General features: G+C 42.4%; 19 protein-coding genes. 9 read left to right on the forward strand and 10 right to left on the reverse strand.

Going from position 1 to position 21,781, the window contains the following annotated elements; translation table 11 throughout:
• Positions 1-85: 85 nt before the first annotated feature.
• From AC1DQW_RS14755 to AC1DQW_RS14780, 6 genes are all read right to left on the reverse strand, one after another.
• On the reverse strand, positions 86-754 hold the full coding sequence (locus AC1DQW_RS14755; protein WP_477454778.1) for an ABC transporter ATP-binding protein: 669 nt from the start codon (positions 752-754) through the stop codon (positions 86-88).
• 174 nt (positions 755-928) lie between these two features.
• Positions 929-1,492, reverse strand: a complete 564-nt coding sequence (locus AC1DQW_RS14760) for a dihydrofolate reductase family protein (protein WP_477454779.1) — start codon at positions 1,490-1,492, stop codon at positions 929-931.
• A gap of 26 nt (positions 1,493-1,518) precedes the next feature.
• Positions 1,519-1,995, reverse strand: a complete 477-nt coding sequence (locus AC1DQW_RS14765; protein ID WP_477454780.1) for an SRPBCC family protein — start codon at positions 1,993-1,995, stop codon at positions 1,519-1,521.
• A gap of 12 nt (positions 1,996-2,007) precedes the next feature.
• A complete protein-coding gene (locus AC1DQW_RS14770; protein ID WP_477414258.1) occupies positions 2,008-2,313 on the reverse strand; it encodes an ArsR/SmtB family transcription factor in 306 nt (101 codons plus the stop codon).
• A gap of 313 nt (positions 2,314-2,626) precedes the next feature.
• Positions 2,627-2,908 carry a 2Fe-2S iron-sulfur cluster-binding protein gene (locus AC1DQW_RS14775; protein ID WP_477454781.1) on the reverse strand — a complete coding sequence of 94 codons (282 nt, stop codon included), beginning with the start codon at positions 2,906-2,908 and terminating at the stop codon, positions 2,627-2,629.
• Positions 2,909-2,931: 23 nt separating this feature from the next.
• Positions 2,932-4,794, reverse strand: a complete 1,863-nt coding sequence (locus tag AC1DQW_RS14780) for a chloride channel protein (RefSeq protein ID WP_477454782.1) — start codon at positions 4,792-4,794, stop codon at positions 2,932-2,934.
• Positions 4,795-4,924: 130 nt separating this feature from the next.
• On the opposite strand from AC1DQW_RS14780, the gene AC1DQW_RS14785 reads away from it, so the two are divergent.
• Positions 4,925-5,368 carry a DoxX family membrane protein gene (locus AC1DQW_RS14785; protein WP_477454783.1) on the forward strand — a complete coding sequence of 148 codons (444 nt, stop codon included), beginning with the start codon at positions 4,925-4,927 and terminating at the stop codon, positions 5,366-5,368.
• 58 nt (positions 5,369-5,426) lie between these two features.
• Positions 5,427-6,125 carry a Crp/Fnr family transcriptional regulator gene (locus AC1DQW_RS14790; RefSeq protein WP_477454784.1) on the forward strand — a complete coding sequence of 233 codons (699 nt, stop codon included), beginning with the start codon at positions 5,427-5,429 and terminating at the stop codon, positions 6,123-6,125.
• 622 nt (positions 6,126-6,747) lie between these two features.
• On the opposite strand, the gene AC1DQW_RS14795 is transcribed toward AC1DQW_RS14790, so the two are convergent.
• From AC1DQW_RS14795 to fbp, 3 genes are all read right to left on the reverse strand, one after another.
• The gene (locus AC1DQW_RS14795) at positions 6,748-7,221 is read right to left on the reverse strand and encodes a MarR family winged helix-turn-helix transcriptional regulator (RefSeq protein ID WP_477454785.1); all 474 of its coding nucleotides are present in this window, start codon (positions 7,219-7,221) and stop codon (positions 6,748-6,750) included.
• A 372-nt stretch (positions 7,222-7,593) separates the two neighbouring features.
• The gene (locus AC1DQW_RS14800) at positions 7,594-8,073 is read right to left on the reverse strand and encodes a GNAT family N-acetyltransferase (protein WP_477454786.1); all 480 of its coding nucleotides are present in this window, start codon (positions 8,071-8,073) and stop codon (positions 7,594-7,596) included.
• Between the two features lie 314 nt (positions 8,074-8,387).
• Complete coding sequence (fbp, locus tag AC1DQW_RS14805) at positions 8,388-9,410, reverse strand: class 1 fructose-bisphosphatase (protein WP_477454787.1); 1,023 nt, start codon at positions 9,408-9,410, stop codon at positions 8,388-8,390.
• Positions 9,411-9,858: 448 nt separating this feature from the next.
• On the opposite strand from fbp, the gene AC1DQW_RS14810 reads away from it, so the two are divergent.
• The 7 genes from AC1DQW_RS14810 to AC1DQW_RS14840 are packed head-to-tail and all read left to right on the forward strand — an operon-like array spanning position 9,859 to position 19,537.
• Positions 9,859-11,025, forward strand: a complete 1,167-nt coding sequence (locus AC1DQW_RS14810) for an iron-containing alcohol dehydrogenase (protein ID WP_477454788.1) — start codon at positions 9,859-9,861, stop codon at positions 11,023-11,025.
• Between the two features lie 6 nt (positions 11,026-11,031).
• On the forward strand, positions 11,032-11,964 hold the full coding sequence (locus AC1DQW_RS14815; protein WP_477454789.1) for a dihydrodipicolinate synthase family protein: 933 nt from the start codon (positions 11,032-11,034) through the stop codon (positions 11,962-11,964).
• Positions 11,961-13,007, forward strand: coding sequence for a 4-hydroxythreonine-4-phosphate dehydrogenase PdxA (gene pdxA / locus AC1DQW_RS14820; protein WP_477454790.1), 1,047 nt, complete (start codon positions 11,961-11,963; stop codon positions 13,005-13,007). The genes AC1DQW_RS14815 and pdxA overlap by 4 nt, the downstream gene beginning before the upstream one ends.
• Positions 13,004-14,155, forward strand: coding sequence for a four-carbon acid sugar kinase family protein (locus AC1DQW_RS14825; protein ID WP_477454791.1), 1,152 nt, complete (start codon positions 13,004-13,006; stop codon positions 14,153-14,155). Before pdxA ends, AC1DQW_RS14825 begins: the two co-directional genes overlap by 4 nt.
• 12 nt (positions 14,156-14,167) lie before the next feature.
• Positions 14,168-15,751, forward strand: a complete 1,584-nt coding sequence (locus AC1DQW_RS14830) for a sodium:solute symporter family protein (RefSeq protein WP_477454792.1) — start codon at positions 14,168-14,170, stop codon at positions 15,749-15,751.
• A 32-nt stretch (positions 15,752-15,783) separates the two neighbouring features.
• Complete coding sequence (locus tag AC1DQW_RS14835) at positions 15,784-17,208, forward strand: sialate O-acetylesterase (RefSeq protein ID WP_477454793.1); 1,425 nt, start codon at positions 15,784-15,786, stop codon at positions 17,206-17,208.
• Between the two features lies 1 nt (position 17,209).
• Positions 17,210-19,537 (forward strand): DUF5703 domain-containing protein, encoded by a 2,328-nt coding sequence (locus AC1DQW_RS14840; protein WP_477454794.1) that lies wholly within the window; start codon positions 17,210-17,212, stop codon positions 19,535-19,537.
• A 157-nt stretch (positions 19,538-19,694) separates the two neighbouring features.
• Here the strand turns inward: AC1DQW_RS14840 and AC1DQW_RS14845 are convergent, their stop codons facing one another.
• Positions 19,695-21,737, reverse strand: a complete 2,043-nt coding sequence (locus AC1DQW_RS14845) for an aceric acid hydrolase (protein WP_477454795.1) — start codon at positions 21,735-21,737, stop codon at positions 19,695-19,697.
• Between the last annotated feature and the right edge of the window lie 44 nt (positions 21,738-21,781).

Raw genomic sequence — 21,781 nt, forward strand, 5'->3', positions numbered from 1 at the left:
AATCATTGATAAAATGGTGCAAGAAACACCCAGCTGGGCGCGCACAAACGGATAACCGGTGGTTATCCGCTTTTTTTGTAGGCTATTATTTTTTTACAGATATCGGAATATCAGGCAACCGGATAACCCGGTGACTATATTTGGCATCGTTTTCAGAGTGGGTAACCATTATGATAGTCGCTCCATCTTTATTCAGCTCGTCCAATAAGTCCATAACTTCCTTGCCATTCTCATAATCCAAATTTGCTGTTGGCTCATCTGCAAGTATCAATTTAGGCCTGTTCACCACTGCCCTTGCCAATGCAACGCGCTGCTGCTGACCACCCGATAATTGCTGCGGGTAAGTTTTTCGACGCTGATTTATATGCATTTTATCCAATATATCCTCGGTCCTCTTTGCACGTACTGAAGTTGGCAAACCGGTGTAGATCATAGGAAGTTCCACATTTTCAAATACGGTCAGATCATCGATCAAATTAAAATTCTGGAATAAAAAGCCAACATTTTGTTTACGCAGGTCTGCGCGTTTACGCTCATTAAAATGGGTTACTTCAACACCGTTAAAAACATAGCTTCCGCTATCGGGATCGTCAAGAAACCCTAAAATATTCAGCAGGGTTGATTTTCCGCAGCCTGATGGGCCCATGATCGCCACAAATTCACCTTCATCAACCTCGATGGACATTTTGTTTAATGCCACGATATCCAACTCATCGGTATGGTAGCATTTTTCGATATCAGAGATCTTTATCATATGCTTTAGATTTTAGAGGGTTAAAATCATTATAAAGCTAACGTTATTCTGTCTTTTATTTTTAAAAAACAGAAGAAGCAAGATAGGTAAAATACCACAAAATCAGGTCAATACAATATCACAATCACTCTTTAGGGGTAAAAAAAATATGATATAGTACAACTTACCCCTAGCCTACACCGGCAGGTACTTATTGAGCACTTTGCCGTGTTTGAAGGCTATTGAACTTTCTAATTTCAGGATCTTCCTTTCCTTAAAAATGGAAAGCCCTGCACCGATGGCTACAGGGTTAACGATGATATAATATTCATCAATAAGGTTAAGGCTGATAAGCGAACTTACAAAATTGGCGCCGCCATAAACGATGATATCTTTACCTGGTTGTTCTTTCAGCGCCTGTACTGCAGTAGCCAGGTCGCCGTTTTCTACTTCCAGGTTCCTGCCGGTGAAGGCTGTCTCCGTGCGGCTGAAGGCGATCTTGCGCATATTTACCATCCGTTGCGCCAAAGGATAAGCGGGGTTGTCGGGCATGTTATCAACCATATTTTCCCAGTGAGCGATAAAGTCGGGGGTCATTTTACGCCCCAGCAAAATGGTATCGCTGCTGTCGGCCAACTCAATTATTTTCTGAAAACCGGCTTCATCCGGGCCAGCCAGAAACACCCAGTCAATTTCGCCATTAAGCCCGCCTACAAAGCCATCAAGTGTTATGTTTACCTGTAATTTTAATTTTCGCATTGTAATCGTTTTTAAAAAGTGATGTATTATCCTAACAGCTCTTCCAGTTGGTTGAGGCCCATGGTAAAGCCCGTCTCGAAGCCCATCTTTACAAGCTGCTCCAACCCAAAGGTATCATCAAAGGTGATGGTCACGTTTACAATGGTAACGCCGTTGTTCTCGCTCATTTCCACCAGCCAATACATAGCGGGAAAGTCGTCTAAGGGCTTGCCATTCTCATCACAGAATTTACAGGTCGACTTAAAACTGTTCGGCGCGTCAATGGCCTTATAGATGCTTATGCTCCAATGCGTATCACCTTCCGGGCCTACCATGGCATAAAGCCAGTGCCCACCCTCTTTAAAGTCCATGGTCTTTGTTTTGGCATTCCATGGTTTGGGCCCCCACCATTGATCCAATTTATTGCTTTCCGTCCAGGCGCTCCATACCTTTTGGCGCGGCGCCTTAAATTCCCTAACAATGTGCATTGTCTTGTTCGCGGTGTCTTTGCTGATGCTGATCATGTTGTGTTTGTTTTAAATGTTATTTAAAAGGTTGTCTAACTGGTCAAAACGGGTCTCCCAAAGCTTACGGAAGGCTTCCATCCAATGGTCTATCTCTTTCATCTTTTCTATGTTAAGCTGGTAATAGATCTCGCGGCCGCTGTGTGTTTGGTCAACGGCGCCACATTCGGCCAATATCTGAATGTGTTTAGACACCGCTTGCCGGCTGCTGCCAAAATGCCCGGCAATGGCGTTGGGAGTCAGGGCGCCTACGGTAAGCAAGGTAAGAATGGCCCGGCGGGTAGGATCGGCTATGGCCTGGTAAATATCGCGTCTCATATATATATGCAACTGTTTGATTGCAAATATATATGCAATTATTCAGTTGCGCAATTTTTTTTTAATATTTTTGGCAATATAATTAGTGTGTGCGGAAGTATAAAAGTGATCCTTGTAGATTGAAGACGGCAAAGCCGTTTAGTGTACCCTTAGAAAGGTAACCATTTCCCAATAACCCAGTTATGTTTCCATACTGTCAACAAGGAAAAGGCACCTATGAGATGAACATTTACAGGTCCCGAATCACCTCCCCGATCCTAATAAAGGAGAATACGAGGCGTTAATAGTTTTTGTATCGTTCAAATAAATACCGTTAATAAATTGTTCTAATGTATACTTCTGTATTAGCCAGGGTATCATTAACCATAGTATCACATGACAATACGCTTCTTTTGCTTTTGGTGTATTTATCGCACAATTCAACCACACATGTGCCGCAGCTGCCCATACCACAGCACAAGCCAAAACCCGGAATAGCCAAACGATCGGCGATTAATGTCATCAGGCTGTGGTATTCGTTATAATGAACCGGGATGAGGTGTCTTTCATCCCTGAATATGAGTGTTAATGTTATATTTCTTTTTGGGCTTTCCATAGGCTTCCGGGAGCACTTCTGTCCTATTTTTCAGATACTTTTTTAAAAATGGTCTTCCCTTTTAATACCATTTTCATCCGCTGGCGCTTTAAAGAGATATGCGTAATGGCCGTTTCATTTTCATCAAATTGTTGTTTGTAGCTCGATATAATGTCCCTATAGCTTAATACACCCACTACTTTATTACCGGCAAATACCGGCAGCGCATCAACATCCTGCTGTGCCATTAATTCAACAGCGCTTCGCAGGCTATCGCCTACTTTTATTGCACCATTATTTTTTTTCGATAACCCGGCAACCTTAAAACCATCGTCGTACTTGGCAGAATATATATCTGAGACTTTTACCGTGCCCTGAAATTCTGATTTATCATTAAACACGGCGAGCCAACTATCTTTAACCGGGTTTACGGCCAGCCATTCTTTTACTTGCCGGATGCTCATGCCTGCGTTGAGTTTAATGTTCTCTTTACTCATTACCTGTGACACGTTGATTTTTTGAAGCACATCCGGCTCATAGGAATCAGGCGTAACAACACCCCTCCGCGCTATCTTTTCGGTCATAATGGTATTCTCCATCAGGAAAAAAGAAACAATGTACGATGCCGTGCAGGCGCCCAATAATGGCAGCAGGGCATGTGACTGCATAGTGGCCTCCAACGCGAAAGTAATACTTGTAAGATAAGCCCGCGATGCACCCGCGAACATGGCCGACATGCCAATTAATGCCCCCATTGGTATACTGATACCAATATCTGGAAATAAACCCAGTAACACGGTGCTGATAATTGCACCGGCAGCGCCGCCAATAGTTAACAACGGAGCCAGGGTACCGCCTGATGTTCCACTACCTAAAGCAATAGCCCAGGAAAGGAACTTAAATAAACATAAACTTAAAATTAAGGATAAAGGCACATTGCCGGTAAGTAAATTAGTTATGTTATCGTACCCCACTCCTAACGTATGCGGATAAAAGTAGCCAATTAACCCAACCGCCAAACCGCCTAATGCCGGCCACCACATCCAATGAACAGGTAATTTTTCAAACCAGTCTTCAATCAAATAAACGGCTTTTGTTAATGCTAAAGAAAGAAAACCAATAAGTATCCCGATAAAGCTGTATACAGCTAAGGCTAAATTAGACGGCGTCTCGAGGTTAGGCATCGGGAACACCGGTCCGGCTTCAAAAAGTAAATGATGACCTGCCGCACCCGTAATGCAGGCCAAGGCAACAGGAAGGATAGCTTTAGGCGAAAATTCAAACAGCAGCAACTCAATAGCCAGAAAAACAGCCGCGATAGGCGTACCGAATATGGCCGACATACCAGCCGTAGCGCCTGCTGCTAATATAACTTTACGTTCGCTTGAAGTAATTTTTAACAATTGCCCCAGCGTTGAACCAAGCGCGCCGCCTGTAGCAATAATTGGCCCCTCTGCGCCAAAAGGCCCGCCGGTACCAATTGCAATAGCCGATGATATTGGCTTTAAAAAAGTAATCGACGGTTTAATTTTACTTTGGTTCACTAAAATTTGTTCCATTGCTTCTGGTATGCCATGCCCCCTGATTGCTTTGGAGCCATATAACGCCATTAAGCCAACTAAAACGCCACCGATGGCTGGTATTACAATTACCCAAATACCCAGATGATTATTGGCCGGGCTATGAAAGCTTAAATCAAATGTTCCGTAAAAGGAAATATTGGTAACAAGGTTGATGAGCAGCACCAGGAATTTAGCTATAAAACTTATGGCTACAGCTACCAATACCGCATAGATGGATATTTTTATTAAACGGCTTTTTTTAAAGCTTACATATTTTACGTCTTCTGCTAATGATGTTAAAATTGGCGAAATGGGAATACTGTCAGCACGCTTACTGTTGATCATTGATATTTATATTGTTTAAACAATGTTTATTTATTAATTTTAATTGCAAAATTAGATAATTTTATTGCATAAACAATGCTTTAAATAAAACAAGCATATAACTTATTCAAAAACGACAATCATGTAAAACATGAAAACTATCAATAAATTTCAAGATTGGGGTAACCGGCATCATCCTGCCGCTATAGATGTTGTGCGGATATTGCTTGGGCTATTCCTGCTTTTGAAGGGCTATGCTTTTTTACAAAACATGGCTTATTTAAGGTGGATGCTTTCAACCCAGGACCTTGCCAACCTATCGCCGGAAGCAATTTCCTTTATCATATTTTATGTAATTTTTTGTCACATGACCGGCGGAGCATTGTTAATGCTGGGGATCTTAACCAGGTTGGTTTGTTTAATGCAATTGCCGATTATTTTAGCCGCCATATTTGTGATCAATATTTTTAAATCTTCTCTTAATACCGAGCTATGGCTTTCGGTTTTAAGTGGAATATTGTTATTGGTGTTTCTACTGCTTGGTTCCGGGCCATTATCGCTCGATAACTACTTTAATAAATTAAAAGCGGAATGAAGCAAGTTCAACACGGCATGCTGTTATGTCACATTTATTTTTGCAATTTAGCCCCTGAATGAAGGAAACAAAAAACGGTTGCGACTTAACCAGCTGCTATCTTTGTACGCACTGCGCCGGGGATTGGAGACCAGCTATCGCTGTTCATAAAAAAAACTTCACCATTAAAAAGGGGCAGCGGATTTTTAGCGAAGGCGATTCGGTTACCGGAATCTATTTTATTTTCTCGGGTAAGGTAAAGGTACATAAACGATGGGATGCCGATAAAGAGATCATACTTCGGTTTGCAAAACCAGGAGATATCCTGGGTCATTTAGGTTTGGGAAATGAGCCGGTATATCCCGTGTCGACAACAGCGATTGAACCTGCAACGGTTTGTTTTATTGAATTGCCGTTCTTCGAATCTTCATTGAACATGAACCCGAAGTTTACTTACTCGCTAATGAAGTTTTTTGCCAATGAACTTCAGGAATCTGAAAAACGAATGCGAAATTTGGTTCATATGCCTGTGAAAGAACGTATTGCATTAGCCCTGCTTACTTTAAAAAAGCAGTTTGGGGTTGATGATACCGGCGCGCTAAATATTGAGCTTTCCCGGCAGGATCTATCTTCCTTTGCGGCTGTTTCCTATGAAACACTATTCAAAGTTACAAACGACTTTATCCGTAATAACCTGATAGAAGTTAAGGGCAAAAATCTCAGCATCACAAATGAAAACGCTTTGATGGAAATGACCCTGGATTTAAAAATCAAATAGCCGCTTTATTTAAATTATATATTACGTTTTTCACTTTTTCAAAAAAATAACCGACCTGGCTCCTTTGGATTACAAGGCAAAGTATAACAAGGAAGCTGTTTTGGTTTGAATTCAATTAAGAGTGAAGGTCATTAATTTAACGCACAATGGGATAAGTCCAATTGATACCAGAATAAATAAACCAACCCTTACATAATTCAAATTCTTCCAAAGCATAGTTTTATTTAATAAATCAGTTCTTACAGAGGAGGTATTTGCAATCTTCTGAAAATCAATAATATTAGGCGCAAAATATAGTAATGTCCATACTCTGACAACAAAATGTACTGCAAATAAAATTAAAAGCCAATTTCTGATTAAGTCTAATTTCCAACAAAATATAATTGCAAGGATAAAAGTTATTTCGTGAATGGAATGTAATACTATCCAAAAGAGTTTAAAGTCGAGTCCATATTTGCCCTTGAATATTTGGAATGAATCAGGTGGTGATGCCGTCCATTTTGGGACGATAACTATTGTCTCAAATATTTGAGCGCCATTCATTAAGAAGTAAATAAGTGTAGTAACGAAAAGCCATATTTCTGCCCTTAACAAGTAATTTGATGTTATACTATCCATATTCCTATTTTTTAGATTTATTTAAATTGTCTGTCACTTCCTTCATTATTTCCATCGCTGAAAGCATATATCTTTCTATAATTTCAATTTCGTTTTCTTTTAATTTTGAAATCATGCTTACCATCTTTTTTTGTAAATCTGAAAATGGCCCACCCAATAGCTTCATTGCAGTTTGAGTATTAGGTACTATTATAATTTTTCTTCGATCATGCTTGTCAAATTCTCTTTTTGCCAAATTGTTTCTTTCAAGCCGATCTATTACTCCTGTTACTGCACCTGTTGTTAAGCCTGTAATTTTCGATAGGTCACCCGCTGACATAGAACCATTTCTTATTAAAATCCCTAAATATTTATGATCTGTTCCAGACAAACCTGCACTATGGGCAATTGCTTCGTGCATTGCGATAGTAATATCTGAGAACTGTCTTCCCATATCGGAAATTGCTTGTATATCCTGTTTGTCTAATTCCCTCTTCATAGAACAATCATTTATCTTACAATATAAGTATCTTAGTTACAAAGATAATAAACTGAACATTTTTTTTCAAATTAATTTTTCATAAAACTCAAAAAACTTTCCAGGGTTATTTTATATTTCCGGCAAGGCCTATATCATCAAATCGTGCATAAGCGGTTAGGGAAGCACCCAGGTGGGTGCACCGGAAGCGAATAGCCATTGATTATTCGCTTTTTTATGGTTTGACTTTGGGCTCATAAATGGGATCTACGGCATATTGGTTTGAAGTTATAAACTCCGAACAGCGGTATTTTTGTAAGACTGCGAATAATCGCTGTTATACTTGGGAATAGCTTTGTTTTTTTTGATATAACCGCATAACAGTAATTCAGTTCAAAGATTTAGGACATGACTTACTTTAGGTTCGTTAATCTTTTGAAAGCCTAAAGTTTCATAAAATTCGCTTGCAGCAGGATTATCAGTAAACAGCCGGAGAACAGTAAAATGTCGCTTTCCTTTATCAATGATGGTTTCCATTAGTAACGACGCGTAACCTTTTCTTCGATGAGCCTCCTGAACATATAAATGACGAACCCGCCCAATGTTTAAATCCCTGGCATAAGGATCATGGTTTAGGCCGCCGATGGCAACCAAATCTTTTGCTAAAACCAGTCCCCATAATTTTTCACCCGGCTTGGAAAATTTATTTGCTCCGCTGTTCCAATCATCGATTGTTCGTTGTATGAAATTATTCCCATTGATCTTCGATTCCGTCAACAAACTATGAACGAGGAAAAAATTCAGATCCGTAAATTCTATTAATTTGAGGCTATCGGTTGACAACATCTTCAAATTTAAAATAATAAAATGCATTGAGCTGTAAAAACCGAAACACTGTTGGCCGGAGGTACAATAATGGAGCATAACCTTGCGCGTTCTAAAATCTATTTCCGTCCGGTCAGCACTGATTTAGGAAAATAATATCGAGGTCTATTTGTTGTCCGTTTTTTTTTAAGCTCAATGTTAGCGAATAAAGCTAAATCATCCATAAAATGGTTCGGGAAGCGCTCAGTTGGCCGCACCCGAGTGAATACGACCGCGATTCCAGGCCAGAATCACGGTTGGGCATGGTAAAATATTTATTGCAGCAAGGTGCCGCCCGCCAGATCCCCGCCTCCCCTTTTCAATTAAACATTAACTATTTGAGGTGAAAAAGACCTCATAAATTCCTGTGCTTTTTCCACCATCTGTTCTGAGCCAATAAAAATAGCCGAACGTTGGTGAAGCTCCTCCACCTCTAACTCAAGTATTCTTTCATATCCATTTGAGGCTATCCCCCCAGCCTGCTCAACTATAAATGCCATAGGGTTACATTCATAAACCAGGCGCAGCTTTCCGTTTTTATATTTTGAAGTAGTTGGATATATAAATATGCCCCCTTTAATTAAACTGCGATGAACATCGGCAATCATCGAACCGGTATATCTTGAGGTATATGGCCGGTTGGTTTCATCATCCTCCACCTGGCAATATTTTATATATTTTTTTACCCCGGCCGGCAAATGCATATAATAGCCTTCATTTATTGAATAAGTGTTGCCTTCTTTAGGAATACTCATTTCCGGGTGCGACAGGCAAAACTCCCCTATGGAAGGATCAAGCGTAAAACCATTAACACCTTTCCCCGTGGTATAAACAAGCATGGTTGATGAACCGTATATTACATACCCGGCTGCAACCTGTTCGGTTCCGTTTTGTAAAACATCATCAAGCGTAGCTTTTCCGGTATTTGACTTTCTGCGATAGATAGAAAATATAGTTCCTACGCTCACATTTACATCAATATTTGATGAGCCATCCAAAGGATCAATGGCCACTATGTATTTGGCATTTTTTGATATATCTGAGTCAATATATACATGTTCTTCATTTTCCTCTGATACAACAATGCAGCATTCGCCTCCACTTTTAAGGGCCGCAATAAATTGCTCGTTGGCATAAATATCCATTTTCTTTTGCTGTTCGCCGTGTGTATTGGTTTCGCCGGTTTCACCTATAATATCCATAAGGCCGGCTTTATTTATTTCACGGTTAACAATTTTTGCAGCAATACCAATATCCCGCAAAAGCCTGGAAAGCTCCCCTTTTGCATAAGGAAAATGGCTTTGTTTCTCTATAATAAATTGTCCTAACGTTTTTACTGCTTTCATATAAATATTTACTGGTTTGTTAACATAACCTTTGCATTGGAGCAAAGTGGTTTATAAGGTATCAAAAGGTGATTTTTAAATACCAGGCAGGTTTGTGGTGCCTGTTTTTACAGGTCAATTATAGCCGGGTTATTATCCAAATCCCTTTTTACTAAGGTAGTTGGGCTGTATCCCCTAACTGTCATGCACTGTCTTAAGGTTTTAAACACTGTATGCCCTGTTAATATAACCTTGACGTAGATATTTATACTTAAAGCTTAATTATTATACTTCTTTTCATCATAAAAGGCGGTAACTCTTTAGATAATATCGTACAATAATTTGATAACAGATAGGTAAAAACCATATACGTCTTTACACATCTTTGTCTATACCAACTAAGCAACCAAACTCATTATTTTTTTCCTGGCAAAGTGGTGTTCAATTTTAAACAGCGTATATCTATTAAATGATACAAACAAATACTGCCTTCCGGGATATTACGATAAGATTCCCGGCTCAAATTATTATCGGAACAAATTCTATCCTGAAACTGGAAGACGAAATTGCCGGCGCCGGGTATACCAATGCATTAATAATTACTATAAATCCACTTTTAACAAGGCTTAACCCGCTTATACAACAACTAAGGCAACAGGGTATTAATATACTGGTAAACACCTCTGTTATACAGGAACCATCGTACGATGATCTTGATATTTTATTAAAGTCTGTAGCTGGTAATCCTATTGATGTAGTTATTGGTATTGGCGGTGGCAGTGTACTTGATATTGCAAAATTATTAGCCGCTCAAATTAATAACGACCAAAGCCTAAGCGACATTGCCGGCATTGGCCTGCTTAAAAACCGCAGTATAAAATTAATATGTGTACCAACAACCGCTGGTACAGGCAGCGAGGTATCGCCAAATGCCATACTCATTGATGATGCCGATAATCAAAAGAAGGCAGTTATAAGTCCGTACCTAATTCCGGATACCGTAATAATTGATCCGTCACTAACATTTAACCTGCCGCCTGATGTTACAGCCGCCACCGGGCTTGACGCGCTTACACATTGCCTTGAGGCTTATACAAACATATTTGGGCATCCATTTATTGATATGTATGCTTATGAAGGCATGCGGCTTATTGCGGGCAACCTTGTAAAAGCGGTTAAGAACGGGACCGATGAAATTGCCCGCACTCAACTGGCCATTGGCAGTATGATGGGCGGCTTTTGTTTAGGACCGGTAAATACAGCAGGGGTACATGCACTCTCCTATCCTTTAGGCAGTATGTTTCACTTAGCACATGGCCTGTCAAACGCTTTGCTTTTACCACATGTAATGAAGTTTAATATACCGGCTGCTCCTGCCCGTTATGCAAATGTGGCCCGTGCACTCGGCTGTAACAGCTTTGATAGTGACATTGAAACCGCCTATGCCGGTGTCGAAAAAGTCCGCAACCTGTTAAAACAATGTGGCATCCCCGGAGGGCTGAGCGAGGCGGGCATAGATAAAGCTGCTATACCAATAATGGCTACTGATGCAATGAAAATTACACGATTACTTAAAAATAACCCACGTACAATAGCTTTTAAAGATGCTATAAGTATTTATGAAGCAGCTTATTGAAATAAAATGAAAGTAAAAAAGAAATACAACGGTTTAGTGGTACCGTCAATAACCCCCTTAACCGAAAATCACAAGCTGGATCATGAAGCTGTTGAGAAAATTTTTGACAATATTTTCAATTATGGAGGTGTCCCCTTTATATTGGGTACTACGGGCGAATCTCCATCATTGCCAAATGATGTTAAACGCGACTTTATAAAGCTGGCTGCAAGACTTAAGCAACCCCATAAACTGCTGTATGCGGGCATATCATCAAATTGCGTAACCGAATCAATTGAAATCGCCAAGCAATGCGCCGATGAAGGGGTTGATGTAGCCGTAGCACACGTACCAACTTATTTTACATTAACAGAGGCAGAAATAAAAGATTACTTTGAAACCCTGGCCAATAACATTCCGTTGCCGCTTATTATTTATAATATACCGGCTACAACCAATGTATCTATACAGTTAAATTTACTTAATGAGTTAAGCCATCATGAAAATATAGTAGGCACAAAGGATTCTGAACGCAATTATGAACGTTTGAAGCAATCGCTCAGTTTATGGGCTAAAAGGCCCGATTTCAGCCACTTTTTAGGATGGGGGGCACAATCTGCACATGCCCTGTTCACCGGGGGCGATGGGCTTGTACCAAGTACCGGCAACCTGTTTCCGGATATTTACTATAAAATGATTGTAGCTGCCGACAATAATAACGAGCCAGCCGCGCTGCTTTTACAAAAACATTCAAACTTAATTGGCGATCTGTACCAGGGCAAGCGTCTGTTGGGCAGTTCGTTGGCCGCTTTAAAATCATTAATGCAAAGTGCCGGCCTTTGCCAACCATACATGATGCCGCCTTTGCAACCGGTATCAGAAGCAAGTGCCGCCCAGTTACAACAGGACCTGCAAAACATAGTTACCCGCGAAAATCTTAATTTACCAATTTACCAATGATCAATAAAAAACCTATTATAGGCATCACCATGGGCGATCCGGCAAGTATAGGGCCCGAAATAGCTATAAAGGCCCTGCTTACCAAACGATTGTTTGATATTTGCAGCCCTGTAATTATTGGCGATGCCGCTGTTTTTAATGATATTGTTAAAAGGCTTGGCATGCAAGCCACCATCAACCCTATAAAAAATATAAAGGATGCCGCCTTTATTTACGGCGAACCCGATGTGTATGATCTTCAAAATGTTGATATGAGCCAGCTCCGTTTTGGCGAAATATCGGCTATGGCCGGTAACGCGTCTTTTGAGGCCGTAAAAAAAGTGATTGATCTTGCCCTTGCAGGTGAGGTTGATGCCACCGTTACCGGGCCCATCAATAAAAAATCAGTAAACGAGGCCGGGCATCATTTTGCCGGCCACACAGAAATATACGCGCATTTTACAGGTACTAAAAAATACGCCATGCTGCTGGTTGAGGATAACATGAAAGTGATCCACGTTTCAACCCATGTATCGCTAAGGCAGGCTTGCGACCTGGTAAAAAAAGACCGCATAGTACAGGTAATTGAACTGCTACATAATGGATTGATTCAATTGGGTGAAACCAACCTCAAAATAGGCATTGCCGGTCTTAACCCTCACGCGGGCGATTCCGGCTTATTTGGAACGGAAGACGACCAGGAAATACTGCCTGCCGTACAGGAAGCGCTTAAGGCAGGTTATGACGTAGAGGGTCCTGTACCTGCCGATACGCTATTTTCAAAAGCTTCAACAGGATATTACGGCGGCGTTGTGGCCATGTATCACGACCAGGGGCACATCCCCTTTAAGCTTACCGGCTTTAAATGGAACGCGCAAAAACAGCAGATGGATAGTGTAAAAGGAGTGAATATTACCATGGGGCTGCCTATTATTCGCACTTCGGTTGATCATGGAACGGCTTTCGAAATAGCAGGAAAGGGAGTAGCCAGCAGCGATGCAATGGTACTGGCTATTGAATCGGCCGTACAGCTTAGTAAAAACAGGATAATGCAAAACGCATGATAGCTGTAATTGCAGATGACTTAACAGGAGCAGCAGAACTTGCTGGTATTGGGCTTGGTTATAAGCTAAAAACCGAGGTTAGTACCGTTATTGATTCAAGCTGTAATGCCGACCTGCTTATCATTGCAACCAATACACGTTCATTACCCGAAGCTGAAGCCAGGCACATCATGGCTGAACTCACCATTCAATTGATGTCGCTTAAACCCAGGCTCATTTTTAAAAAGATAGATTCTGTTTTACGCGGGCATATTTTAAATGAAATTGAAAGCCAGTTAGCGGTATCCGGATTAAAAAGGACATTAATTATCCCGGGCAATCCATTGCATGAAAAAAAGATTGTTGACGGTATTTATTATTATAAAAATGAGCCGATACACCTTAGCGATTATGCCAATGATCCTGCATTTCCGGCAACAACATCAAATGTTAAAGAAATGCTTAGGGCAGCCAACCCGATAAACTTATTAAAACCCGGGGAAGAATTACCGGAAACCGGCATTATGGTTGGTGAGGTATTTGATGAAATTGATTTAAACTATTGGGTTGAACAAGCTGATGGCGATACACTTTTGGCCGGTGCATCAGGTTTATTTAGCAACCTGCTTCAACACCTGTTCTCTGCACAACCGGCCGGTTATTCATATCCAGGCTTGCCAGGCCGGCGTTTGTTTGTATTTGGCAGCACATTTTACCAGGGCAAACTTGTGGTTAATAATGGCCTCCTGAACAATATAGCTGTACATTATGTACCGGCGGCCATCGTTTGCAGTAAAGATGATGACAAGCCAATAATTTATCTGTTTGCCAGTCATGTTGCCACAAGTATTATTCAGCAAAATAATGCCATAATCGCCATAAATCCTGATTCTATCAGTGGCATAAAAATCGATCCCGTTTTACTAAGTAATAAAATAGCCACCATTGTAAAACAGGTGATCCAATATACTACGCTAAATGAACTGTTAATTGAAGGCGGTGCAACTGCATGGTCGGTTTTAAGCCAGTTAAATTTTAAAAAAATGTATCCTGTTAACCAGTTAGCTCCGGGTGTTATCCGTATGAGCGTACCTGGTGATACCCAATTATATGTAACTTTAAAGCCCGGCAGCTATGAGTGGCCCGCCCCGCTTTGGGTAACCAATTAATTATACCTGATTATGAAACATGAAACCCTACACCTGGCAGATTATATTATTATAGCATTAGCGTTGGCCATTTCATTAACCATAGGCATAAGGTTTTCAAAAGGACAAAATTCAACCAAAAAATACTTTGTATCGCGCGGCTCAATACCCGCCTGGGCAATTGGCATGTCGCTTATGGCTACGCTGATTAGTAGTGTAACATTCCTGGCTTATCCCGGGGAAGGTTTTTCATCAAACTGGATCCTGCTTGTACAGGGTTTAATGGTGCCCATAGTATTGCTTTTAATAGTATGGTTTATTGTGCCACTTTACCGCGAAGTTATTGGGGTAAGCACCTATGAATACTTCGAAAAACGTTTTGGCACTTTTGCCCGTTTTTATAGCTCAATAAGCTTTGTATTAACCCATTTTTCAAAAATGGGCACGGTATTTTTCCTACTCGCCCTCGCCCTTGCCAATATGACAGATACCAATACCTACGCCATTATCTGGATCATAGGATTTGTCATTATCCTTATCACCCTCATTGGCGGTATTGAGGCTGTGATCTGGGCTGATGTGGTACAGGGTTTCCTACTGATTGGCGGCGGCATCGTATCATTTATTATACTCATATGTTCTATAAAAGGCGGCCTGCCCGAGCTTTGGCATATTGCCAGTATCAATCATAAAAACAATTTTGGCCCCTACACCTGGGATTTCAAAAAGCTCACTTTTATAGTAATGGCCATTAACGGGGTGTTTTATGCCATACAAAAATACGGCACAGATCAAACCATGGTGCAACGCTACCTGACGGCCAAAACAGATAAGGCAGCCATCCGGGCCTCCATAATGGGTGTAGCCCTTACAGTCCCGCTATGGGCGCTTTTTATGTTTATAGGCACGGCCCTGTTTGCTTTCTACCAGCAAAACCCCTTACCTGCAGGTATTAAAGCCGATGCGGTTTTCCCTTATTTTATTATGAGCAAACTGCCTACAGGCGTAGTCGGCCTTATTTTGGCTGCGTTAATATCAGCTGCCATATCAAGTCTTGGCGCCGATCTGAACTGTCTTTCGGCCATCGGGGTTGAAGATTATTACAAAAAGTTCAGGCCAAATAAAACTGATAAAGAATACCTTAAAGCGGGCAGGTGGATAGTAGTAATTGCAGGTATAGGCGCTATAATGATTGCCTCGCTTTACCTGCTTGCAGGTGATGAAGGGGCTTTAGGTATCGTATTCACCTTATATGCCATATTTTCGGGAGGGATTGCGGGTATATTCCTGTTAGGATTGTTTAGCAGCCGTGCTAACCGACAAGGGGTTAATATTGGCATAGCAGCCTGTATCGTATTTACGGCTTATGCCTTTTTAACATCTACCAAAATTGGCTTAGGTGATCAAAAACACATCCTGCTCGATTTGGAAGAATACAACTTTAATCAGCATAAATACATGCTGGGTGTTTACAGTCACCTGGTTGTGATCATTGTTGGATCGGTAGCCAGCCTGTTTTGGCCAAAACCTAATATCAACAAAAACCTGCTTTTCAGCGGCTGGCTCGAAGCTAAGCGCGCCGGTAAGATCGGTGAGCAACATGAGGTTACAATTTGAGATTGTTGACCGGCACTCTATAAAAAAAACGAATGAAGAAATTAATCATCCTGTTTGCCCCTATCTTATTTTTATATGCACCTGCGAACGCGCAAGTAAAACTGGCTTCCTTGTTTACCAGCAATATGGTATTGCAGCAGCAAAGCAATGTACCCATCTGGGGATGGGACAAAGCCGGTTCCAGTATAACAGTAAGCACTTCCTGGAATAAAAAAAGCTATAAAACCAGGGCAAATGCAAGGGGTAAATGGATGGTAAAAATTTCGACCCCAATGTATGGAGGTCCGTATACTGTATCTATCAGCGATGGCAATACCATAAAGCTCGATAATGTACTTATTGGCGAAGTTTGGCTTTGTACAGGGCAGTCAAATATGGAGATCCCGATGAAGGGTTATAAAAGCCAGCCTATCAGCGGTTCGGTTGATGCCATATTAAGATCGGCGAACAATAATATTCATATCTACACAGTTCCCCGTTCATCTGTAACCGAAGCACATGAAAACAGTAAACCGTCCGAATGGCATGTGGCCTCGCCGGAGTTTGTGGCTAATTTTAGTGCTACGGGCTATTATTTTGGCCGCCTGCTTAATGATATACTGCATATCCCCATCGGCCTTATCAGCGATTGCTATGGAGGCTCGAGCGCAGAAGCCTGGATGGATGCTGAAGGATTAAAAAACTTTCCCGAAATAAAAATCCCCGCCAAAACAGACTCCATTAAAGCGGTATCGCGCACGCCAACAACGCTGTTTAATGGCATGCTTAACCCGGTAATTGGTTATGGCATTAAAGGTTGTATCTGGTACCAGGGCGAATCAAACTACGAACGCCCCGATCAGTATGAAAAACTCTTCCCGGCTATGGTGAAGCGCTGGCGCGAATTATGGCAACGAGGCGATTTTCCTTTTTATTATGTACAGATAGCGCCCTATGATTATACCCAGCTTCCGCCATACAATTCAGGCGGCAAATACAACTCGGCTTACTTGCGCGATGCCCAGCGAAAATCATTAAATATAATCCCCAATAGCGGTATGGCCGTACTGCTTGATGTGGGCGAACAGGCAACCATTCATCCGCCGCGGAAAGAACCGGCAGGTACGCGCCTGGCTTATCTTGCCCTTGCCCAAACATATGAAATAACCGGCTTCGACTATGCAAGTCCGCTATATAAAACCATGACCATTGAAGGCAGCAGAACCACTATCAGGTTTGAGCATGCCGAAAATGGCCTGACATCATACAACAAACCGCTCCAATACTTTGAAATTGCCGGGAAAGACAAAAAATTTTACCCGGCGCAGGCCGCCATTTCGGGCAGTACCATTGTGGTTTCATCTCCACTGGTAAAAGAGCCCGTTGCTGTGCGTTATGCTTTTAGCGATTTTGTAACCGGCGATCTGTTTGGAACCAATGGACTGCCGGTATCTTCATTCAGGACCGACGATTGGTAATATGAAAAACCTGTGGTTGCTTATATTTATATTATGGGGCAATGTTGCCTTTGCGCAAACCGAAAAAGGGATTGAGCAGTATAATGTTACCTGGACCAGCCAAAGCCAAAATTCAGGCCAATCCATGCCTTGTGGCGGTGGTGATGTAGGCTTAAACGTATGGGTTGAAAAAGGCGAACTGTTTTTCTATATAGCCCGCAGCGGTACGTTTGATGAAAACAATGCTATGCTCAAACCTGGCCGTGTAAGGGTAAAGCTCACCCCAAATCCTTTTGATGGTACCGAATTTAAGCAACAGTTAATGCTGCAAAACGGAGCGGTACTTGTCACAGGGAAAAATGGCGGTATCAACGCAGAAATAAAGCTTTGGGTTGATGTATACCGGCCGGTGATCCATCTGGAGATCAACAGCAATAAAGCCATAAAATCAGAGGCCTCCTTTGAAAGCTGGCGATATAAAGACAGACCTGTAAAAGGTGTCGAAAACAACCAGGGCTCCTGGAAATTTGGTGCGCATGGTAATGTTAAAACGCTAAAAGATTCAATCGCTTTCCGGGATGGCGGGATCCTGTTTTACCATCATAACCTCGATTCAACCATATTTGATGTAACCGTGAAGCAGCAAGGTATGGATGTTGTGAAAGACCAGCTGTTTAACCCGCTTAAAAATCTCACTTTCRGCGGTTTAATGCTGGGTAAAAACCTTAAAGCCGCCGGCACTTATAGCGGTAGGTACATGGATACTGATTTTGAGGGCTGGAAACTGCAAAGTGTTAAACCAGCCCGTACCCAAAACATAGCTATCTATCTTAATACCACACAAACAGCAGCTGTTTCCGAATGGAAAAATAACCTTCAAAAAGTTGTCCTTGAAGCCAATGCCCATAACAAAACCGCATGGCAGCATACAGCCAATTGGTGGCAGCAATATTGGGACAGAAGCTTTATCTACATCAACCCTAAAAACAACCAGGACACGGCCGCATGGCAAACCGGCAAAAATTACCAATTGTTCAGGTATATGCTGGGCTGCAATGCTTACGGGCAATATCCTACAAAATTTAATGGCGGACTATTCACCTACGACCCGGTTTTTGTAAGTGACAAAACCAATTACACCCCCGATTTTCGTAACTGGGGCGGCGGTTTGATGACAGCCCAAAACCAGCGGCTGGTTTATTTCCCGATGCTTAAAAGCGGGGATATCGATATGATGAAACCGCAGCTCGATTTCTACCTGCGCTCGTTGCATAACGCCGAACTGCGCAGCCAGGTTTACTGGGGGCATAAAGGGGCAGCTTTTACCGAGCAACTGGAAAATTTCGGTCTGCCCAACAGTGCCGAATATAACTGGAAACGTCCCCTTGGTTTTGATAAGGGATTGGAATACAACCAATGGCTGGAATATACCTGGGATACCGTTTTTGAGTTTTGCCTCATGATGCTGGAAACCGAACGGTATGCCGGTAAAGACATCCACCGGTATATTCCCTTTATCGGGAGCTGTTTAACATTTTTTGATGAGCATTACCAGTACTTTGCCCTTGAACGGGGCATCAAACCGCTGGATGGCGATGGCCATTTGGTATTATACCCGGGGGCGGGGGCCGAAACGTTTAAGATGGCCTATAACTCCAACTCTACCATTGCAGCTTTACAAACCATTACCCGGCGTCTGCTGGCTTTGCCCGATAATTATTTAGACAAAGATGAACGGTTAAAATTAGCCGGATTTTTAAAACGCATCCCTCCTGTTACTTATAATGAAATTGATGGCCATAAGGTTCTAACTCCAGCAAAGTCATGGGAACGGGTGAGTAATGTAGAGAGTACCCAATTTTACACTGTTTTTCCCTGGGGTATACACGGCATTGGCAAACCAGGGTTAGACATAGCCCTTAATAGCTGGAAATATGACACCCTTGCCATCAAATTCAGGAGTGGTATGGGCTGGAAACAGGATAACATATTTGCAGCCAGGTTGGGTTTAACCAAAGAAGCCGCCGAACTAACCACCTTTAAGCTCAAAGACTCCGGCAGGCGTTTCCCGGCTTTTTGGGGGCCAGGTTTCGATTGGACGCCCGACCATAATTGGGGAGGTTCGGGCATGATCGGTTTGCAGGAAATGCTGATGCAGGTTGACGATAAAAAAATCTACCTCTTCCCGGCATGGCCAAAGGATTGGGATGTACATTTTAAGCTGCACGCACCTTACAATACAACGGTTGAAGGCATTTTGAAGAACGGAAAAGTGGAAAATTTAACGGTCATCCCGGAGGAAAGAAAGAAGGATATTATACTGATGCTTAAAGATCAAAAAGCAGAATAGTAAAGTAAATTACCCGGCCTTAAAAATGAACTTAAAAGCGCATCAACCAAACTTGCGAAGTTTCAAAAACTTCGCAAGTTTTAAATCGCCGTTGCCGAAACTGCATAAAACCTTTTACCTTTCGCCTTTTACCTTTCACCTAAAAGGCGCCCAAAAGTTACCTATCCAACGGAATCCATGTTTCCATATCTACGTGACCCCTGTTACCCCAGGCATAGTAAGGGATTAGCCTTACATCCACTGCGTTTTGTTTTGGGGCTGATACTTCGTTGTAAAGCTGGTTTTTCCAATTGCCCTCGTTGCGCACGTCGGCTTTGCCGGTAAGGCTCATGATACTGCTGTTATCAATCATGATCATTTCCGGCTTCAGTTCGTTTTGGGCCGATAAAGCAATATTGAATAGTTTTTGCCCTTTGGTCAGATCCGCCGACTCCAGGCAATACACCACCGGGCCACGTTTCACGGCTACCTGGTTACGGGTTTCCTCAACCAGGGGGTTAGCTTCCATCATAGTTACCGGCATTGGTAAGTCAAGCTCAATCACCGTACCTTTTTGCCATACCGCTTTTAGTTCTGTGTATGCACCTGGCGAAGTATCCAGCCGCGGTACCGGCTGCCCTGCTATTTTAATACCAGCACCCTTACACCAACCCGGTATCCGCAGAAAAATTGAAAACGCTTTATCGCCCGGCACCTCATCCAAACGGATAGTAATTTTACCATCCCATGGGTAATTGGTAGTTTGCGTAAGCTTAATTGGCGTGCCATCTTTTAACCTTGCTGATAAGGTGTTGCCGCCATACAGGTTAAACCATAGGCCCTTGTCGGATACGCTATAGGCATAATCGCTCACCTCCGCTATTGTACGTACCACATTCGGCGGGCAGCAATTGGAAAGTTTGATATACCCCACTCTATCTTTCGACCATCGCTGGGCAAATGGCAAATCATCCGAATAACTCAGGGGATTAGTATACAGGAAATTCCGCCCGCTTAAACTGATGCCCGATAGTACACTATTGTACAAAGCCAGCTCCATCACATCGGCATATTGGGCTTTGCCGGTAATTTGCAGCATTCGCCAGTTCCATAATACATTACCAATATTGGCACAGGTTTCGTTATGCGCGGTAAAATTTGGCAGCTGGTAATCGCGCCCGTAAGCCTGGTGTACTTTCTGCACATCATTGGGGTTATAGGATGTACCATCGGGCGATACGCCGTCGTACAACGAGCCGCAGCCACCTGTTATGTACATTTTGCGGTTTACCACATCGTTCCACATCAGGTTTAACGTATGCATCAGGGTTGTATCACCTGTTTCTGTATACACATCGGCAGCGCCGGCAAAAAGGTAATTGGCCCGCACGGCATGGCCCATAGCCTGGGTTTGCTGCCTGAAAGGGATCCTATCCTGGTTATCATCGGTACCGTTCTCCATAAGGCCCCTTATATTGATCAGGCTTTTAGCCAGCTCAAGGTATTTGGGGTCGCGCGTAGTGCGGTACATCTCTATCACGCCCATATAATGCGACGGACAAATGGCATTCCGCGCCAGTTCTGGCGATGCCGTTTTGTAGAATTTGTAAAGGTAATCCGTTGCTTTTATGGCCACTGTTAACAAGGTAGTTTTACCTGTTGCCCGGTAATGCACGCATGCGGCGGTCATTAAATGGCCCAGGTTATAGGTTTCAAAGTTGAGCCTGTCATTAAATGCTTTCTCCTTGCCGGTATGCTTGCGCTCTTCAATAATTGTAGGGGTATGAATGTAGCCATCCGCACGTTGTGCTTTGGCAATCACGGTGATGGTTTTATCCATCAGCTCATCTAATTTAGCATCGCGCGTTGAGGCATACATACTGGCAACCGCCTCAAACAGCTTATAAAAATCCCCATCATGAAAGGGCGGCCCTTCGTGCGAGCCGGTATCCAGCCCGGCCGCAATCTCGAAATTACGGTAGGCGTGACTGATCTTCGGATCGGTATAAACGCGCCACAGGTTGGGGATCATGGTATCGCGGCAAACTTTAAACTTGTCTGCCCAAAAGCCGTTCGTCCAGGTTACATTACCCATATCCACACTGCTCAATTGAGCAAAGGGGCTTTTAGTGGTATTAACAAGCGATTTATTTTGTGCCGAGGTTTTAACCGCTGATGCCAGGCACAACAAAATCCCCGCACATTTCCATATATTTTTCATATTCGATATTTTATTTCTTTTTTTAATATGCTGCCTGTATTGCA

Source organism: Mucilaginibacter sp. P5_A4 (assembly GCF_056400605.1).

What these genes read in the sequence shown, in the direction of transcription:
- AC1DQW_RS14755 (WP_477454778.1), bottom strand. Translation starts at nt 754, where the DNA reads ATGATAAAGATCTCTGATATCGAAAAATGCTACCATACCGATGAGTTG.
- AC1DQW_RS14760 (WP_477454779.1), bottom strand. Translation starts at nt 1,492, where the DNA reads ATGCGAAAATTAAAATTACAGGTAAACATAACACTTGATGGCTTTGTA.
- AC1DQW_RS14765 (WP_477454780.1), bottom strand. Translation starts at nt 1,995, where the DNA reads ATGATCAGCATCAGCAAAGACACCGCGAACAAGACAATGCACATTGTT.
- AC1DQW_RS14770 (WP_477414258.1), bottom strand. Translation starts at nt 2,313, where the DNA reads ATGAGACGCGATATTTACCAGGCCATAGCCGATCCTACCCGCCGGGCC.
- AC1DQW_RS14775 (WP_477454781.1), bottom strand. Translation starts at nt 2,908, where the DNA reads ATGGAAAGCCCAAAAAGAAATATAACATTAACACTCATATTCAGGGAT.
- AC1DQW_RS14780 (WP_477454782.1), bottom strand. Translation starts at nt 4,794, where the DNA reads ATGATCAACAGTAAGCGTGCTGACAGTATTCCCATTTCGCCAATTTTA.
- AC1DQW_RS14785 (WP_477454783.1), top strand. Translation starts at nt 4,925, where the DNA reads ATGAAAACTATCAATAAATTTCAAGATTGGGGTAACCGGCATCATCCT.
- AC1DQW_RS14790 (WP_477454784.1), top strand. Translation starts at nt 5,427, where the DNA reads ATGAAGGAAACAAAAAACGGTTGCGACTTAACCAGCTGCTATCTTTGT.
- AC1DQW_RS14795 (WP_477454785.1), bottom strand. Translation starts at nt 7,221, where the DNA reads ATGAAGAGGGAATTAGACAAACAGGATATACAAGCAATTTCCGATATG.
- AC1DQW_RS14800 (WP_477454786.1), bottom strand. Translation starts at nt 8,073, where the DNA reads ATGCATTTTATTATTTTAAATTTGAAGATGTTGTCAACCGATAGCCTC.
- fbp (WP_477454787.1), bottom strand. Translation starts at nt 9,410, where the DNA reads ATGAAAGCAGTAAAAACGTTAGGACAATTTATTATAGAGAAACAAAGC.
- AC1DQW_RS14810 (WP_477454788.1), top strand. Translation starts at nt 9,859, where the DNA reads ATGATACAAACAAATACTGCCTTCCGGGATATTACGATAAGATTCCCG.
- AC1DQW_RS14815 (WP_477454789.1), top strand. Translation starts at nt 11,032, where the DNA reads ATGAAAGTAAAAAAGAAATACAACGGTTTAGTGGTACCGTCAATAACC.
- pdxA (WP_477454790.1), top strand. Translation starts at nt 11,961, where the DNA reads ATGATCAATAAAAAACCTATTATAGGCATCACCATGGGCGATCCGGCA.
- AC1DQW_RS14825 (WP_477454791.1), top strand. Translation starts at nt 13,004, where the DNA reads ATGATAGCTGTAATTGCAGATGACTTAACAGGAGCAGCAGAACTTGCT.
- AC1DQW_RS14830 (WP_477454792.1), top strand. Translation starts at nt 14,168, where the DNA reads ATGAAACATGAAACCCTACACCTGGCAGATTATATTATTATAGCATTA.
- AC1DQW_RS14835 (WP_477454793.1), top strand. Translation starts at nt 15,784, where the DNA reads ATGAAGAAATTAATCATCCTGTTTGCCCCTATCTTATTTTTATATGCA.
- AC1DQW_RS14845 (WP_477454795.1), bottom strand. Translation starts at nt 21,737, where the DNA reads ATGAAAAATATATGGAAATGTGCGGGGATTTTGTTGTGCCTGGCATCA.